Raw genomic sequence first — 16,815 nt, forward strand, 5'->3', positions numbered from 1 at the left:
CTCAACAAAACATAAATTTGTCTGAATTATTTTGGCGCTGTGCAACATTCCGCTAGAATAGACCCAGATAAAAATGATGGAGCTGAAATGCAATACCGTTGCCCAAAATGCCAAAGTCCGAAGATTATGCCTGTTGCTCAAGCCAATGCACCTACGGCACGCCCAGTTGTACCCAAAAGTCTGGTATTCCTTGTTCCTTCCATTTTTGTTTTGCTGCTTTTGGTGTTAATTAGCATCGCCATGTGGCTGTTTGGTAATGGCGCGGGTTCGACTCTGCAAATTGCAACGGTTGTGGTATTCGTGATCTGTGCTGTTGCAGGTTTCTTGTTTTACCGCGATTTACCTGATTTCAAAATTTCAATGCAATCATTTATGCAATCCCAAAAGAAATGGAAATGCCGCGAATGCGAGCATGAGTGGGAAATCTAATTGAATACAACTTCACATCAGCTTAATGCTGATGTGAATGGTCATGTGTATCTTGGTCTGAGTGTACATGCGTTGGTGCTTCATGTTGATGAGTACCTTGCTGACTATGTGCATGTGCCAGACATTCATCATCTTCAATCTGTAAGGTCATTTCAGCAATACCATGTTGCTGATGCAGCATCGCGGAAGCTGCCTGATACAACTGCTTTTGATCAGCTTGTGGGGCGTAAAGATGTACGGTGAGATGAATATTTTTAGAACTGATGGCCCAGACCTTGAGTTGATGGATACTTTCAACCTTAGGCAATTGCAGTAAATCTTGGCGCAATTGCTCTATATCAATTTCTTCAGGTACCCCTTCCAATAAAATATTAATGCTCTGTTTGAGTAAAATCCATGTCCGTGGCAGAACCCAAAAACCAATCAAGACCGCAATCAGCGTATCCACCCAAAACCATTGGGTAAAATAAATCACAATTGCCCCGATAATCACGCCGACTGAACCTAAGGCATCACTCAAAACCTCTAAATAAGCGCCTTTCACATTCAGACTTTCCTGCGCACTGGAAAACAAGATGCGCATGGAAATTAAATTAATGATCAAGCCAATGACGGCCACGACCAGCATCCCCATACTTTGAATTTCTGGAGGATGGCTAAAACGCTGATAGGCTTCGTATAAAATATACATGGCCACCAAGAACAACATCAGCGCATTAAATAAAGCTGCTAGAATTTCGAAACGCTGATAACCAAAGGTGCGTTTGTTATCCGCAGGCAATTTGCCAATTTTAATGGCGACCAAAGCAATCGCGAGTGCTGCTGCATCGGTAAACATATGTGCCGCATCCGAAAGCAATGCCAGACTCTGCGTGATAAAACCCGCAATGACTTCAATAATTAAAAAAATACTGGTCAGCGCTAAAGCGAAACTTAACTTCTTTGCATTTTTTTCAGTCACGGTTGCATGTGTATGATCATGCCCATGCGATCCACTCATATTGTTGCCTCTATTCATTCTTATTTCAGTCAACGTGGTCAGCTTCGACCTACACCCTATATTTTACTTTGCAGAATACATGAAAATAATTATCATTTGCATATTTGATTTATTGGCTACATCTTCACTCATCTTCTCGCATCATTTTTGAAATTGGAATTCTGTTATGAAAAAAATTGTTATTCTTTCTGCGGTAATGCTGAGCAGCTATAGTTTTGCACATGAACCTTATATCGCTCCATTGGCCTTTATCACGGACAACACCCAAGTTCCTATTATTGCAGCTTATGCAGAGCAAGCCTTACATGCAGAATATGCACTCCAAGATCCACAATTTACCATTATTCAACCCGACCAAAAGCAAACCACCTTACAGCCCACAACGACCTTAAAATCTGCCACCATCTTTGATTTACCTCTACCCGAAAAAGGCACCTATACAGTTTTTGCCAAGACCAGTTACCCGATCCAATATGTTCAGCATAATAAACAATGGAAAATTTTAGCCGATGCTACAGCAGATCAAGTCCCGCCTTTAAGTGAGCGTGATTATGTGATTGCTAGCGACTTTAAGGGCAAATTACCCAAAAAAGTAGACACCGTTCGTGAATGGACCTTGCAGACTTATATCAGCAAACAATCGACTTCTGCGATTGCTGCGAGTTCAGCACCGATTCAAGTCAATTTTTCTACCCATCCAAATCAACTCATCGCACAGCAAGCGGTTCAGCTCCAAATTCATAAAGCCAACAAACCTTTAGCTCAGGCTGAGTTAATGGTTCGTGCTCAAGGTGCTACTGAAGCTCAAGCACTCAATATTCCTGTACAAAATAATGGCAGTGCCAATATTACTTTTCCACATGCAGGAAATTACTTGATTGAAGTGTCTGAAAAATTCGATAACAAAGCGACGCCGAAAAATCAGTACGCCACGATTATCAGTGTCCATGTTGCTCAAGCAAATTCTTAAGACTCAACAATGCCTTGATTCAAAACGAATCAAGGCATCTTTCATTTAAGGTGCTTTGGTTTCATGCATCCAACGATATAAAATTGGCAACAGCACCAAGGTCAGTATCGTCGAAGATAAAATCCCACCAATCACGACTGTTGCTAAAGGTCGTTGTACTTCCGCCCCTGTTCCTGTCGCCAAAGCCATGGGAATGAACCCCAATGAAGCAACACAAGCCGTCATCAACACGGGGCGTAAACGCAAAATTGCACCTTGCCATGTAGCATGGTAAATATCTAAATGCTGTCTTAGCTCTTTGATAAAGGTCAGCATGACCAGACCATTCAAGACGGCAACACCTGATAAAGCAATAAAACCTACACCTGCTGACATTGAAAGTGGAATATCACGCAACCATAAAGCAATCAAACCACCACACAGCGCAAATGGCACTCCAGTAAATACCAACAAGCTCTCTTTGATGTTATGAAACACGGCCATGAGTAGAATAAAAATTGCAATTAAAGCCAACGGAACTACCCAGAGCATCCGGTTTTTAGCCGAGATTAAATTTTCGAACTGCCCACCATAATCTAACCAATAACCTTCAGGTAAAGGCTGCTCTGCCAGCGTCGTTTGCAGCTCCTGTACAAATGAACCCAAATCACGCCCTTCGACATTTGCGGTCACCACCATACGGCGTTTACCATCTTCACGACTCACTTGGTTAATCCCCAAAATAGTTTCAACTTTAGCCACGTCTTGTAGTTGAATGAGTCCTCCATTTGCGGTTTGTAACGGTAATACGGCTAAATGTTCGGGCGTTCGCTGTGGGTCATCTAAACGAATGACAAAATCAAAGCGTCGATCACCTTGTAGAATTTGTCCAATATTTTGACCACCCACACTGGTCGCCACCAAATCTTGAATCGCTTTGACCGACAAACCATATTGCGCCGCTAAGGCTGGGTTCACCTCTACATTCAATAAAGGAAGACCACTAGTTTGCTCAACATTGACAGCCGTTGCGCCCGAAATCCGCTTAATTTTTTCTGCAATCTGCGTCGCCTGCTGATTCAGCACCTGCATATCATCGCCAAAAATCTTGACCCCAACATCACTGCGTACACCAGAAATCAGCTCATTAAAACGCAGTTCAATCGGTTGAGAAAACTCACTGTTATTGCCTGGTAAAGTCGCCAGAAAAGCAATCATGCGTTGGCGTAACTCATCGAGGCTTTCTTTAGAGTCTGGCCATTGCTCACGTGGCTTTAACAATACAATTGCATCGGAAATATTGGGGGGCATCACATCTGTTGCGACCTCTGCGGTTCCTGTACGGGCGAAAATTGCCTTAATCTCTGGAAATTCTTTTAACAGTAACTTTTCAGTATTTTCCTGCATACGCAAAGACTGTTCTAAACCTGTACTCGGTGAACGCATTTGTTGTACCGCAAAATCCCCTTCACTCAACTGCGGTGCGAATTCACTCCCGACCTGTGTGGCAAGTACACCTGTAAAAAATAAAATACACAAGGCAAGGGTCAGCACCAAAGCTTTGAATTCATACGCCCAATTCAGTAATCGCGTGTATTGCTGCTTCAGCCAGAGCATCCAGCGACTTTCCTTTTCCTTGATCTCTCCTGTGACCCATAATGCTACTGCGGCAGGGACAAAACTGATCGAGAGAAGAATGGCACCTATCAGGGCTAACACAACCGTCATTGCCATGGGGTGAAACAGTTTGGCTTCCACCCCAGACAGCGCAAAGATCGGGAAATACACCACCAAAATAATCAATTGACCAAAGATTAAGGGGCGTCGTGCCTGCTTCGCAGCTAAAAACACTTCCTGAAACCGTTCAGAACGGGTGAGTAAACGTCGATGTCGATGCTGGGCTTCTGCTAATCTGCGAATACAGTTTTCCACAATCACCACAGCACCATCTACGATGATGCCGAAATCCAGTGCACCCAAACTCATCAAATTGGCACTAATGTTCTGTTGCGCCATTCCTGTTAAGGTAAATAGCATCGAAAGTGGAATCACACAGGCAGTGATGAGTGCAGCGCGAAAATTCCCCAGAAATAAAAACAAAATCACGATGACCAAAATCGCGCCTTCAACCAAATTTTTCTGTACGGTTTTTATCGCGCGATCAACCAGACTGGTACGGTCATATACGGTTTCAATGACCACACCTTGAGGTAAAGACTGTTGTACTTGTTGCAGTTTGGCATCCACGGCTTGTGCGACGGTACGGCTATTCTCCCCCATCATCATCATGGCGATGCCCAATACCGTTTCTTCTCCGTTATAGGTTGCCGCACCTGTGCGTAAATCATGCCCTATGGACACTGTGGCAACATCAGCCACCCGAATCGGAAAACCGTTTTTATTGGCAATATTCACATTTTGAATCGCGTCAATATCCGTCAGCGTTCCAGGCACTCGTACGGTGAGTTGCTGCCCATTCTGTTCAATAAAGCCCGCACCGCGGTTTTCATTATTTTCAGTCAGCGCAGTTTGTAACTCACTGAGTGGAATTTGCAATTGCTGTAAGCGCTGCAAATCTGGAGTGACCACATAGGTTTTGCTATAGCCGCCAATCGAGTTGACCTCTGCCACACCCGCCACACGTTGCAGTTGCGGACGGACAATCCAGTCCTGAATTTCACGCAAATCCATCGCGCTATACGCCGTACCATCTGCCTTACGGGCATTCGGTTCTGCTTTAATCACCCATTGATAAATTTCACCTAGCCCTGTGGAAATAGGCGACATGGTCGGAATAATGGCTTCGGGAAGTTCTGCCTGTGCTTCTTGTAGACGCTGATTGATCAACTGTCTTGCCCAGTAAATATCAGTGCCATCCTGAAAAATAATGGTGACCTGAGACAGACCATAACGTGAAATGGAACGGGTTTGCTGTAACTCAGGTAAACCTGCCATGGCATTTTCTATGGGATAGGTAATCCGTTGCTCGACCTCCAAAGCAGTAAAGCCTGTGGCTTGGGTATTAATTTGCACCTGCGTATTGGTAATATCGGGCACAGCATCAATGGGCAATTGTTGATAACTGTAAATCCCGACCCCAATCCACGTCAGCACAAAGAGCATGACCCAAATGGCATTGCGAATAGAAAACTGAATAATACGGTCAAACCATCCTTCTGGTGGAGGTAACCCGTCTGAAGTCAGCTGTGCTATTTCAACCTCAGGTGGAAGCGGTGGTTTAGTGTGCATGGCTCGCCTCACCTTTTTCTAATTCGGACTTGAGTAAGAAGCTGCCTTGTGCTGCGTATTGTTGCCCCTTGTTTAAACCAGATTGCACCTCTATCCATTGACCATCGCTAGAGCGAGCACCCAAAGTCACAACTTGCGGCATAAATTCAATTTTTTGCCCATGCTGACTAGCCACAAATACTGCACTTTGCCCCTCAACTTGCTGTACCGCACTGGTCAAAATACGTAAACCCTGTTGCGCCTGCTGCTGTTGTAACTGCACATTCACCATTAAATTTGGACGTAATTCTGCTGCATTGGATAAGACTTTTGCACGGACTTGTAGACGTCCCGTTTGCGCATCGGCCTGACTATTTAGGCTTTGAATTTGTGCCTTAAATACATTTCCAGTTTGTAAGGATTTAAACTCAATATTTTGATTTGGCACAATTTCAGCAAATTCACTGCTTGGCGCAATAAATTCCAGCCACAATTGATCCAACTGATCAATCACAAAGAGTTGATCTGCCAGTTGTACATTCTCGCCCACCACCAAATCTTTCTGACTGATTACACCTGCAATCGGTGCCTTTAACACATAACGCCCTTGGTTGTTCGCTTGGGCACCAAAAGCAGACAAACGTGAGCGTGTTGCTCTGACCTGAATCTGCGCTTGCTGATAGGCATTATAGGCACGTTGATAATCCTGCTTGGCAGAAATACCTTCCGCCCATAACTTTTTCTCGCGCTCATAGTCTTGTCGTGCTAATTCCAAATTGGCTTGTTCGACTTGCAGATTGGCTTGCTGATCGACCAAATCGGGTACCAGTAAACTGGCGAGTGCTTGCCCTTTGCCTACCTGCTGCCCCAATTCGACATAGACGGCTTCGACATGCCCAGCAAATGCAGGCGCTATATGGGCTTGACGGTCAGTATTCACCATCAGTTTGGCAGGATAAGCTGCCGATTTCAGCACAGGACCCAAATCTGCTACTGCCAGTTGAATACCTTGTTCAGTCACCTGTTTCACAGTTAAGGCAATTGCGGCTTCATGTTCCTCCGATTCTTCATGACCTTCTTCATCCGCATGTTCTTCTGCTTCAGCGTGTCCGTGCTCATCTTCCTTCGTAGATGACTTTTGCGTAAACAACAACACCGCTATAGACACCAGTGCCGTGATCATGACCGCCAATACCATTAACAGTTTTTGGGAGATTTTCCCCTGTTGATTTAATCTCTTATTGCTCAAATTCAACATGTTAGTTTCCCCCACCAATCGCTGATAATGCCTGTGTGTCTTGCCACACGCTTTGATTTAATTGTGCAATCGCATCTTTGTTCATGACCTGATTCGGATCAATGCCTAAACTCAGACTTTCCGCTTCAAGTGCGCGTTGCCAAGCATCTTTTAATAGTTGTACTTTACGCATGCGTACCTCTTGCAATTGCAAAGTGGCTTGTTGCACATCCAAAAGTGCAAATTTACCGACCTTAAAGCCTTGCAACGTCTTTTGTTGAACGGTTTGTGCTAAAGGCAATTGCGTCTGTTGCAACACATTAAACTGCACTTCTAAACCTTGTAACTCCGTCAGTAAACTCCCCACTTGCAAGGCATTTTGCTTGAGATAAAATTCCTGTTGCTGCTCCAGTTGGGCTTGCTGCGCCTGCGCAATTTCCTTGCCATATTGCTGACGGTCAAATAGATTTAAGGGAATGGAAACACCCACTACTAAAGCATTCTCAGCATTCGTTTCTACTGATCGACTGCGATTCACCCCCACATTCACCGTAGGATTGGGACGTGCTTGTGCTTTCAATTGCTCAATTTTGGCCTGTGAATCAAGCAACAATAATTGTCGATTTTTTTCCATTAAATTGGCGGCTAAAAGCTGTTGAACTTGCTGAGCTGTCGTTACAGGCCATACATGCTGTGGACTGAGTGCAACAGCCACCGACGGATCCCGCTCCCCCCAAGCACTCGACAAATACTGTTTTGCCAGCTGGACTTGCAGATCAGCCTGCCGAAACAAACGCAGGCTCTCGGCATGACTCAATCGAGCACGATCGACATCGACCTGTGCCACACTGCCCGCCTGATAACGCTTTTGAATGGCATTCAGATTTTCTTCACTGACCTGTAATTGCGCTTGTACTACCTGACGTTCCAACTCGCAGATCGCCAGTTGTGACCACAAATATTTGACTGCCAATTCCAATTCAGCTTGATAAATCTGTTGTTTCAGCCCAATTTGCTGTTGCGCAATTTGCGCGCGTTTCTGATTGGTCTTGCGTTCACCAAAAATATCCAGACGCTGTGAAATGCCCAGTGCCAGTTCCCGATCTTGATCTGAATGAAAGCCCGTTTGTTCTATGGACAACTCTGGATTTATCCACAGCTTTGCTTGTTTAATGTTCGCAGTGGCAATTTGCTGTTGCGTTTGCCACACACCTTGGGCCTGTTGATACTCTGCTGAACGTTGTATGGCTTGCGACAAAGTGAGTGATTTCTGCTCACCCGCCCAGACAGGCAAGCTGCAAAGCGTTACGCTCAGAGCCAAGCCTAGTGCACGCATAGACACAGATACAGAATCGAAATCTGGAACTTTCGAAGTTTTAAAAGACATAATGATGCCCCACTAAAGTTAAAAATTAGTGGTGGGCCATATTTTCGGCTACCCCACCTATAGCGGGGTTAAAACAGGAGGCGGGTTGGGGAGAAATAAATGGGGCGATTGATAGAGGTTTTGCCAGTTGAACTGCACCTGAACCAATTTGAGAATAAAGACTGGAGATAAAGCCGACTGCTGTGCTTCGGTCAGCATCATATGTGCAAAAGAAGGTAAATGATCGCTATGATCGTCTTGCGCAAAAGTTGCTAAATCAAAGGAAGATGGCTCTTGAGTTGTACTTTTCGGTGACATGCCATGCGCCATAGACTCGCAACTGACTGTTGCATGATGTCCAAAATGCGGCAATGAACTCACGCTCTTGGGTTCTTCATGCACACAAAATGCCGCTGCCACGTTCCAAAGACTTTGAAACATAAACAAACTGAACAATAGGGTGACAAAAAGACGAGAACGTTTCACTGCATAAAATACGGTCAACACAACTTGCATGCACTATAACAGTTTCATCCATGTAATAAAATTACACTCCCCAATGGGCTGAGCGTTTTAACAGAACATACAGAGAAAAACCATTTTGTTACAATAATTTAATACATCTCCACGCCAGAGCGTTTAAATTAAATATTGACCACTGATGTTGTCATCAACAAGGAGGCGATGATGAATATGCAATACTTCAAAATAGTACGGACACTGTTATTTCATACTCCCTATAACGACTCGATTTCCCCCGTGTTTGACTTTTCCGCCGAACATGAATATCAACGTGGGCTGCATTTCGAGCAATTGGCTTTAAGCGAACATTACCATGTGTTCATGCAAAAAAATGTATTACAGTCTATAACGCCTCTAAGCATCTCAAACCACTCCATCACCTCAAGTCATACCCGTAATGCAATGTGGTATTTCCTACGCTCCGCCTTACGCGGTCACCCCGAAGCGGAATTTAAAATGGGCGTTGGTTACTTAAATGGGCAGTTGGGTTTAGATCGCAATTATGCCAAAGCTGAACGATGGTTAAAAAAAGCCGCTCAGGATGGTCATCCAGATGCTAAACGCTGCCTATATCATGCTTATAGCGAACTGGCTTTTTCTTAAATCATTCCAATAAAAAAAACCAGCCCTTAGGCTGGTTTTTTTATGCGGGGAGATTATCCGCCAATTTTCTTGTATTTGGTACGTTTCTGAACCGCAGCATCACCTAAACGCGCTAAACGATAAGCTTCATACTCAGCATAGTTACCTTCGTAGAATTCAGGCTGTTCGTTCTCAAACGACAAGATATGCGTTGCAATACGGTCAAGGAACCAACGGTCATGCGATACCACCATTACTGTGCCTGGGAAGACCAAAATAGCATCCTCAAGCGCACGTAAGGTTTCGATATCCAAGTCGTTCGATGGCTCATCCAGTAAGATGACGTTGGCACCCATTTGCAGGATTTTCGCCAGTTGTAAACGGTTACGCTCACCACCTGACAACTCACCTACACGCTTCTGCTGGTCTTGACCTTTAAAGTTAAAGCGACCGATATAAGCACGTGATGCAATTTCATAATCGCCAATTCTTAAGATATCCAAACCACCAGAAACTTCTTCCCAAACGGTTTTGTTGTTATCCAAAGTGTCACGAATCTGACCCACATACGCCACTTTAACCGACTCACCCAAAGTCACCGTACCTGTATCTGGTTGTTGTTCACCAGTCATCATACGGAACAGTGTGGTTTTACCCGCACCGTTTGGACCCACGATACCCACAATTGCTGTAGGCGGTACGGTAAAGCTGAGATTTTCGTACAGCACACGACCATCAAATGATTTGCTGATGCCTTCGACTTCTACTACTTTATTGCCTAGGCGTGGACCAGGTGGAATATAGATTTCAGAAGTTTCGTTACGCTGTTGGAATTCGCGTGAGTTAAGCTCTTCAAAACGCTCCATACGCGCTTTGTTTTTCTTTTGCTGACCTTTGGCATTTGAACGAACCCATTCCAGTTCTTTCTTCAATGCTTTAGCAAAAGATTCTTCTTGTTTGTTCTCTTGTTCTAAACGTGCATTCTTTTGCTCTAACCAAGAAGAATAGTTCCCTTGATACGGAATACCCATACCGCGGTCAAGCTCAAGAATCCATTCTGCTACGTTATCCAAGAAATAACGGTCATGCGTAATCGCCACAATGGTGCCCGCAAAGTCTTTCAAGAAACGCTCTAACCAAGACACAGATTCTGCGTCCAAGTGGTTCGTCGGTTCGTCTAGAAGCAACATGTCTGGCTTAGATAAAAGCAAACGACACAATGCAACACGACGACGTTCACCACCTGAAAGTAGCGTCACATCCGCATCCCAAGCAGGTAGGTTCAAGGCCGCTGCGGCTTGATCCATTTGGTTGCTGAGGTTGTGCGCATCCCATGAATGGATAATCGCTTCAAGTTTTTCTTGCTCTTTTGCCAGTGCATCGAAGTCTGCATCTTCTGCTGCATATTCAGCAAATACTTCGTCCAAACGTGCCAAAGCATCCAAGGGTTCACGTAAACCATCTTCTACGTTTCCACGGACGTCCTTATTTGGATCGAGTGGTGGTTCTTGCTCTAAATAACCGATTTTGATACCCGGTTGCGCACGTGCTTCACCAGAGAAATCTTTGTCTACGCCCGCCATAATACGAAGCAAGGTCGATTTACCTGCACCGTTTAAACCAAGTACACCAATTTTTGCACCCGGGAAAAATGACAAAGAGATGTCTTTTAAGATTTCGCGCTTAGGCGGAACCATTTTAGACACTCGGTTCATCGTATAAATATATTGGGCCACGTAGGACTCCTCAATAGAAAAACCAAAAAATCGCAACAAGCGAAAAATATTTGCGGGCATTATACGATGAATACGTTGAAAAAATAAGGCATCAAACCGATCTTCAATGCAATGTTACAACTTTGATCTCGGTGATTTTTTAAACACCAGTTTATTTCTCCTCTTCAGCAGACAAATAGCGACTTACAGCTCATCTTTATGAATTTTTTAGATAAATATTCATTATTTTCACCCTTTGCATCATATTCATTAATGATAGACTGTGCAAAATTTAACTCACGCAGATGAAGTTCATGACCTATAAAGACGAAACTTTAGCCATTCATGCAGGTTACAGCCCTGAAGCCACCACCAAAGCAGTGGCTGTGCCCATTTATCAAACCACTTCTTATGCCTTTGATAATACGCAACATGGTGCCGATTTATTTGACCTTAAAGTTCAAGGCAATATTTACACCCGAATTATGAATCCGACCACTGCAGTGCTAGAACAACGTTTGGCTGCACTCGAAGGAGGCATTGGTGCGTTGGCCTTGGCTTCTGGCATGGCGGCTATTACCTACGCCATTCAAACCATTACCGAAGCAGGCGATAATATTGCTTCGGTGTCGACCTTGTACGGTGGCAGCTATAACCTGTTTGCGCATACTTTGCCAAAACAAGGCATCGAAGTCCGTTTCTTTGATTATCAAAACCCAGAATCCTTACGCGGTTTAATTGATGAAAAAACCAAGTTGGTCTTTGTTGAATCCATTGGCAACCCACTGGGCAATATCATTGATCTCGAAGCCATTGCCAAAATCGCGCATGAATATGGCGTGCCTGTGGTGGTCGATAACACCGTCGCAACGCCTGCACTGCTGAAACCGTTTGAATATGGCGCAGATATCGTGATCCACTCGCTTACTAAATATATTGGCGGGCATGGTAATTCGATTGGCGGTGCCATTGTCGACAGTGGCAAGTTCCCTTGGGGCAAATACCCTGAACGCTTTAAAGTGCTGAATACACCAGACCCAAGTTATCACGGTGTGAACTATGTCGAAGCTTTAGGTGAAGCCGCTTATATCGCGCGTGCCCGCGTGGTGCCATTACGTAACACCGGTGCTGCGATTAGTCCTTTAAGCGTGTTCCTGATTTTACAAGGCTTAGAAACGTTGAATCTGCGTATGGAACGTCATACCTACAATGCGCAAAAAGTGGCAGAATATTTGCAGAATCATCCGAAAGTGAAATGGGTTAACTATGCAGGGCTGAAGGATCATCCTCAACACGACTTGGCGCAAAAATATGTCAAAGGTCAGCCCTCTGCAATTTTATCCTTTGGCGTACAAGACGGTCTTGAAGGTGGAACGCGTTTTATTGATGCATTGCAACTGTTTACACGCTTAGTCAATATCGGGGATGCGAAAAGTCTGGCCTGCCACCCTGCCACCACGACTCATCGCCAACTGAATGAAGAAGAACTGAAAGCCGCGGGGGTGAGTATTGATATGGTCCGTCTTTCTGTCGGGATTGAGCATATTGATGATCTGCTGGCTGATTTAGAACAAGCTTTAGCAAAGGTCTAAGCAACCGATCAAGACCTCAAAAGAGGTCTTGATTTTTCAGTATTATCTCTTGGAATTTAAATAAAAACGTGTTAAAAATTAACAAAATATAGTTTCAAAATAGAGCAATTACTCTATTTTTATTTATAAATTCAAAGACTTATTTATAGCTTTTTTCATTAGATCCGCTATCATTATCCGTGTGAGTTTTAGTCAACTCATGGAATAATGTGAACTAAGTTCTCCAATAAAATAAAGACAATTTAGAATTTAAGTGAACTAAATTCTAATCAGGGAAACACAGCGTGAAAGCAAAATTAGAGAAACTCTTTCAGGACCGTATAAACGGCAAAACCGTACTTATTACAGGTGCATCTAGCGGAATTGGCTTGACCACAGCACATCGCCTAGCTGATGCAGGTGCACATGTGCTCCTCGTCTCGCGCACCAAAGAAACTTTAGATGAAGTCAAGGCGGAAATTGAAGCCAAAGGCGGTAAGGCCTCCGTATTTCCATGTGACCTTAACGATATGGAAGCCATTGATGCTGTCTCTAAAGACATCTTGGCGTCTGTAGAACATATTGATATTTTAATTAATAACGCTGGTCGTTCAATTCGTCGTGCAGTCCACGAATCACTGGATCGCTTTCACGATTTTGAACGTACCATGCAACTGAATTATTTTGGGGCCGTACGTTTAGTCCTGAACCTATTGCCACACATGATGGATCGTAAAGGCGGTCAGATCATTAATATCAGCTCGATTGGTGTTTTGGCCAATGCGACACGCTTCTCGGCGTATGTCGCGTCTAAAGCAGCCCTAGATGCATTTAGCCGCTGTCTGTCTGCAGAAGCACATGCGCATAAAATTGCCATTACCTCAATTTATATGCCGCTGGTACGCACGCCAATGATCGCGCCAACCAAAATGTATAAATACGTCCCTACATTGTCTCCTGAACAAGCAGCCGACTTAATTGCTTATGCCATTGTGAAGCGTCCAAAGAAAATTGCCACCAATCTGGGGCGTTTAGCATCCATTACCTATGCCATTGCTCCAGACATTAACAATATGCTGATGTCGATTGGCTATAACCTGTTTCCAAGTTCTTCTGCATCGATTGGAAAACAAGAACGCCTCAATTGGGTACAAAAGGCGTATGTCCGTCTGTTCCCAGGTGAACATTGGTAAGATCCAAATATTCAAAAAGCCTGTCCAATGACAGGCTTTTTTATTACAACAGCCATTATATTGATTGTTGTTCAATTAACATAAAAACCAAATCCAGTTCAGGACAGGGATAACCCATTGCTGTTAGTGCCGCACTCATTTGTCCTCGATGATGCGTAGCGTGATTAAACACATGCAATAACGTTGCTGAGTATGGTAATGATTTAGGCTGCCCTGTCGAGGTTTGATATTCTAAATTACCCAACAAAAGTTTGGGATCTAATGCATCTAGAAAAGTAATCCAATTGCGGGCTTTGTCTTGTAAAGCCTGAACAAGTACATACCGATCTTGTTCAATCGTCGTATTCAGTGGCAATACGGGGGAATGCCCATAGGCAAATCGAGCGAACCAAAGTTCATGCTCACCACATAAGAGATGATTCAATGTCCCAGAAATACTCTGAAAGAATAGACCGCTATCCCGATAAAAATCAGTATCGCTCACTTGAGCCAAAGACTGGTTGAGTTTAGCCGTCGCCCAAATGTTATATCGTGCCAATAACTGCAAAGTTTCTATATTCACCATCTTATCGACTTACTTTTAATTATGTTGTCATTCTATTCAAAAAAACCTCCCACGAAGGGAGGTTTTTTTTACTAAACCAAAGATTATTTCGAACCTTTAATTCCTGCTTGTAACAGTAATGCACCTAAACCACCAATTTTATTTTCTTGTGGTTTATGGGCTTGTGGTTTTTGACCACCTTGACGTTGTGGACGATCACCTTGAGGACGTGCCTGCTGTGGACGCTTCGCTTGTGGCTTACGTTCACTACGCTGTTCTTGAGTTTGCTCACGACGTGGTTGACGCGGTGCTTTAGCTGGAGCTTCAGAACCTTCTGGACGCATTGACAAGTTCACACGGTTACGCTCTGCATCGACTTGTAATACACGTACCTGAACAATTTGACCAGGTTTCACTACTTTGTGCGGATCAGAAACAAACTCATTGGCCAATTCAGAAATATGTACCAAACCATCCTGATGTACACCCACATCAACGAAAGCGCCGAAGTTGGTCACGTTAGTCACGACGCCTTCAAGCTGCATTCCTTCAGTGAGTTGTGCCACTTCTGTAATGTCTTCACGGAATTTTGCAGTACGGAATTCTGGACGTGGGTCACGGCCTGGTTTTTCCAATTCGCTTAAAACGTCTTGAATGGTTGGTAAACCAAACTGCTCATCAGCAAAGTCTTCCGCCTTAATTTGACGAATAATTTCACTGTTGCCAATTAAGTCTTTCACGGTGGTTGCTTTAGCTGTCACCATTTTCTCAACCAAACCATAACTTTCAGGGTGCACCGCAGATGCATCCAATGGTTCGCTACCGTTTTGAATACGCAAGAAACCTGCCGCTTGTTCAAATGTACGATCGCCTAAACGAGGCACTTTTTTCAAGGCTTGACGGTTGTCAAAACGACCATTTTCTTTACGGAATTCGACAATTTGCTGTGCAATCGCTTTATTCAAACCTGCGATATAACCCAAAATTGCAGCAGAAGCAGTGTTTACATCAACACCAACGGCGTTTACACAGTCTTCAACCACAGCATCTAGGGTTTTGGCTAAACCTGTTTGGTTCACGTCATGTTGGTATTGACCTACACCAATCGATTTTGGATCAATTTTCACCAACTCAGCCAATGGGTCTTGTAAACGACGTGCAATTGAAACCGCACCACGAATCGACACATCTAACTCAGGCAATTCAGCCGAAGCCAACTCAGATGCAGAATAAACCGATGCCCCTGCTTCACTCACGGTCACACGGGTAACTTTTAGCTCAGGGTGCTGTGCCATCATTTCTGCAACCACAGCTTCTGTTTCACGGCTAGCCGTACCGTTACCAATCGCGATTAAATCAACATTGAACTCTTGGCACAAACGTGCTAATTCAGCAATTGAACCTGCTTTGTCTTCTTTCGGTGCAAATGGATAAATGGTGCTATGTGCAACCACATCACCTGATTCATTCACCACGGCCAATTTCACACCCGTACGAATACCAGGGTCTACACCAAGCGTACAACGACTGCCTGCTGGTGCAGAAAGCAATAAGTGACGTAGGTTTTCAGCAAAGACTTGCATCGCTTCGGCTTCGGCATTCAAACGCTTTTCCGTCAACAACGAATGTTCGATGCTTGGACGAACTTTACCCAACCAGAACAGTTTCGCAGTTTGCTTTAAAAAGTCTTGACGTGCTTGTGGCTGAACTTGATCTAAGTTGTATTCAACTTCAATACGAGCCAAAGGTGCAGCATCTTCGCCATCTATTTTTAAGCCCAAAACATTTTCTTGGCGGCCACGTAGCATTGCCAATAAACGATGTGAAGGGACTTTGTTTAGGTTTTCAGAGAAATCGAAATAGTCGCGGAATTTTTTACCGACTTCTTTTTTCTCTTCACTTGCCACTAAGCTTTTCAGTGCTGCTGTTTTAGCAAAAGTGGTTTTTAACTCTGTCGTTAAAGCAATATTTTGTGCCCAGTCATCAATCAGAATGTGCTGGATCGCATCCAGTTGGCTTTCCAAATCTGGGTATTCTTCATGACTAAAACCAGCCAAGGCTTCACTTGGTTCAACTGCATCTTGAAAGATTTTTTCTGCAATTGGACCCAAGCCCGCTTCTTTCGCTTTAAACGATTTACTGGTGCGCTTTGGACGATATGGCGCGTAAATTTCTTCTAAAGCATTTTTGGTTTCAGCAGCTTTTACACGTGCCAATAAATCATCTGACAATTTATTTTGTTCTTTCAATGATTCAATGACTTTTTCGCGACGCTCGTATAAATCTCTTAAATAAGCTAAACGAGTATCAAGCTGACGTAATTGAGTGTCGTCTAAACCTTGCGTCACTTCTTTACGGTAACGTGCGATAAATGGAACGCTTGCGCCTTCATCGATTAGTTTAATCGCAGCTTCAACCTGATTTGAACGTACGGCAAGCTCTGTTGCCAACTGCTGAACTAAGTCAGTCATCGTGTTTG

General features: G+C 44.0%; 13 protein-coding genes. 5 read left to right on the forward strand and 8 right to left on the reverse strand.

The window, feature by feature from the left end:
- Positions 1-87: 87 nt before the first annotated feature.
- Positions 88-429, forward strand: a complete 342-nt coding sequence (locus tag E0H87_RS13550; RefSeq protein ID WP_131324071.1) for a hypothetical protein — start codon at positions 88-90, stop codon at positions 427-429.
- A 22-nt stretch (positions 430-451) separates the two neighbouring features.
- Here the strand turns inward: E0H87_RS13550 and E0H87_RS13555 are convergent, their stop codons facing one another.
- Positions 452-1,429 (reverse strand): cation diffusion facilitator family transporter, encoded by a 978-nt coding sequence (locus tag E0H87_RS13555; RefSeq protein ID WP_131324072.1) that lies wholly within the window; start codon positions 1,427-1,429, stop codon positions 452-454.
- Positions 1,430-1,595: 166 nt separating this feature from the next.
- On the opposite strand from E0H87_RS13555, the gene E0H87_RS13560 reads away from it, so the two are divergent.
- Positions 1,596-2,399: a DUF4198 domain-containing protein gene (locus tag E0H87_RS13560; protein WP_131324073.1), complete on the forward strand. Its 804-nt coding sequence runs from the start codon at positions 1,596-1,598 to the stop codon at positions 2,397-2,399.
- Positions 2,400-2,444: 45 nt separating this feature from the next.
- On the opposite strand, the gene E0H87_RS13565 is transcribed toward E0H87_RS13560, so the two are convergent.
- Genes E0H87_RS13565 through E0H87_RS13580 form a run of 4 tightly spaced genes read right to left on the reverse strand, consistent with a single transcriptional unit; the run spans position 2,445 to position 8,725 of the window.
- Positions 2,445-5,627 carry an efflux RND transporter permease subunit gene (locus E0H87_RS13565; protein WP_131324074.1) on the reverse strand — a complete coding sequence of 1,061 codons (3,183 nt, stop codon included), beginning with the start codon at positions 5,625-5,627 and terminating at the stop codon, positions 2,445-2,447.
- Positions 5,617-6,864 (reverse strand): efflux RND transporter periplasmic adaptor subunit, encoded by a 1,248-nt coding sequence (locus E0H87_RS13570; protein WP_131324075.1) that lies wholly within the window; start codon positions 6,862-6,864, stop codon positions 5,617-5,619. The genes E0H87_RS13565 and E0H87_RS13570 overlap by 11 nt, the downstream gene beginning before the upstream one ends.
- Before the next feature lies 1 nt (position 6,865).
- Positions 6,866-8,230 carry a TolC family protein gene (locus tag E0H87_RS13575; protein WP_131324076.1) on the reverse strand — a complete coding sequence of 455 codons (1,365 nt, stop codon included), beginning with the start codon at positions 8,228-8,230 and terminating at the stop codon, positions 6,866-6,868.
- Between the two features lie 57 nt (positions 8,231-8,287).
- Positions 8,288-8,725 (reverse strand): cation efflux protein, CzcI-like, encoded by a 438-nt coding sequence (locus tag E0H87_RS13580; RefSeq protein ID WP_131324077.1) that lies wholly within the window; start codon positions 8,723-8,725, stop codon positions 8,288-8,290.
- 171 nt (positions 8,726-8,896) lie between these two features.
- On the opposite strand from E0H87_RS13580, the gene E0H87_RS13585 reads away from it, so the two are divergent.
- Positions 8,897-9,334 (forward strand): tetratricopeptide repeat protein, encoded by a 438-nt coding sequence (locus E0H87_RS13585; RefSeq protein ID WP_131324078.1) that lies wholly within the window; start codon positions 8,897-8,899, stop codon positions 9,332-9,334.
- Between the two features lie 53 nt (positions 9,335-9,387).
- Here E0H87_RS13585 and ettA read toward each other — a convergent pair whose 3' ends face one another.
- Positions 9,388-11,049: an energy-dependent translational throttle protein EttA gene (gene ettA / locus E0H87_RS13590; RefSeq protein ID WP_004691537.1), complete on the reverse strand. Its 1,662-nt coding sequence runs from the start codon at positions 11,047-11,049 to the stop codon at positions 9,388-9,390.
- A gap of 293 nt (positions 11,050-11,342) precedes the next feature.
- Here ettA and E0H87_RS13595 point away from each other — a divergent pair, with 293 nt between their 5' ends.
- Entirely contained in the window at positions 11,343-12,620 is a 1,278-nt protein-coding gene (locus tag E0H87_RS13595) for an O-acetylhomoserine aminocarboxypropyltransferase/cysteine synthase family protein (RefSeq protein WP_131324079.1), read from the forward strand.
- 284 nt (positions 12,621-12,904) lie between these two features.
- A complete protein-coding gene (locus E0H87_RS13600; RefSeq protein WP_131324080.1) occupies positions 12,905-13,792 on the forward strand; it encodes an SDR family NAD(P)-dependent oxidoreductase in 888 nt (295 codons plus the stop codon).
- A gap of 55 nt (positions 13,793-13,847) precedes the next feature.
- Here the strand turns inward: E0H87_RS13600 and E0H87_RS13605 are convergent, their stop codons facing one another.
- Both E0H87_RS13605 and E0H87_RS13610 read right to left on the reverse strand, forming a co-directional pair.
- Entirely contained in the window at positions 13,848-14,357 is a 510-nt protein-coding gene (locus tag E0H87_RS13605; protein ID WP_413773127.1) for a DinB family protein, read from the reverse strand.
- Positions 14,358-14,440: 83 nt separating this feature from the next.
- Positions 14,441-16,807, reverse strand: coding sequence for a Tex family protein (locus E0H87_RS13610; protein ID WP_131324081.1), 2,367 nt, complete (start codon positions 16,805-16,807; stop codon positions 14,441-14,443).
- Positions 16,808-16,815 lie beyond the last annotated feature (8 nt).

This window comes from Acinetobacter sp. ANC 4178, assembly GCF_004331175.1.
Lineage (GTDB): Bacteria > Pseudomonadota > Gammaproteobacteria > Pseudomonadales > Moraxellaceae > Acinetobacter.

Bases quoted from the DNA above. Each gene is read 5' to 3' on its own strand.
- E0H87_RS13550 (WP_131324071.1), top strand. From the start codon at position 88: ATGCAATACCGTTGCCCAAAATGCCAAAGTCCGAAGATTATGCCTGTT.
- E0H87_RS13555 (WP_131324072.1), bottom strand. From the start codon at position 1,429: ATGAGTGGATCGCATGGGCATGATCATACACATGCAACCGTGACTGAA.
- E0H87_RS13560 (WP_131324073.1), top strand. From the start codon at position 1,596: ATGAAAAAAATTGTTATTCTTTCTGCGGTAATGCTGAGCAGCTATAGT.
- E0H87_RS13565 (WP_131324074.1), bottom strand. From the start codon at position 5,627: ATGCACACTAAACCACCGCTTCCACCTGAGGTTGAAATAGCACAGCTG.
- E0H87_RS13570 (WP_131324075.1), bottom strand. From the start codon at position 6,864: ATGTTGAATTTGAGCAATAAGAGATTAAATCAACAGGGGAAAATCTCC.
- E0H87_RS13575 (WP_131324076.1), bottom strand. From the start codon at position 8,230: ATGTCTTTTAAAACTTCGAAAGTTCCAGATTTCGATTCTGTATCTGTG.
- E0H87_RS13580 (WP_131324077.1), bottom strand. From the start codon at position 8,725: ATGCAAGTTGTGTTGACCGTATTTTATGCAGTGAAACGTTCTCGTCTT.
- E0H87_RS13585 (WP_131324078.1), top strand. From the start codon at position 8,897: ATGAATATGCAATACTTCAAAATAGTACGGACACTGTTATTTCATACT.
- E0H87_RS13595 (WP_131324079.1), top strand. From the start codon at position 11,343: ATGACCTATAAAGACGAAACTTTAGCCATTCATGCAGGTTACAGCCCT.
- E0H87_RS13605 (WP_413773127.1), bottom strand. From the start codon at position 14,357: ATGGTGAATATAGAAACTTTGCAGTTATTGGCACGATATAACATTTGG.
- E0H87_RS13610 (WP_131324081.1), bottom strand. From the start codon at position 16,807: ATGACTGACTTAGTTCAGCAGTTGGCAACAGAGCTTGCCGTACGTTCA.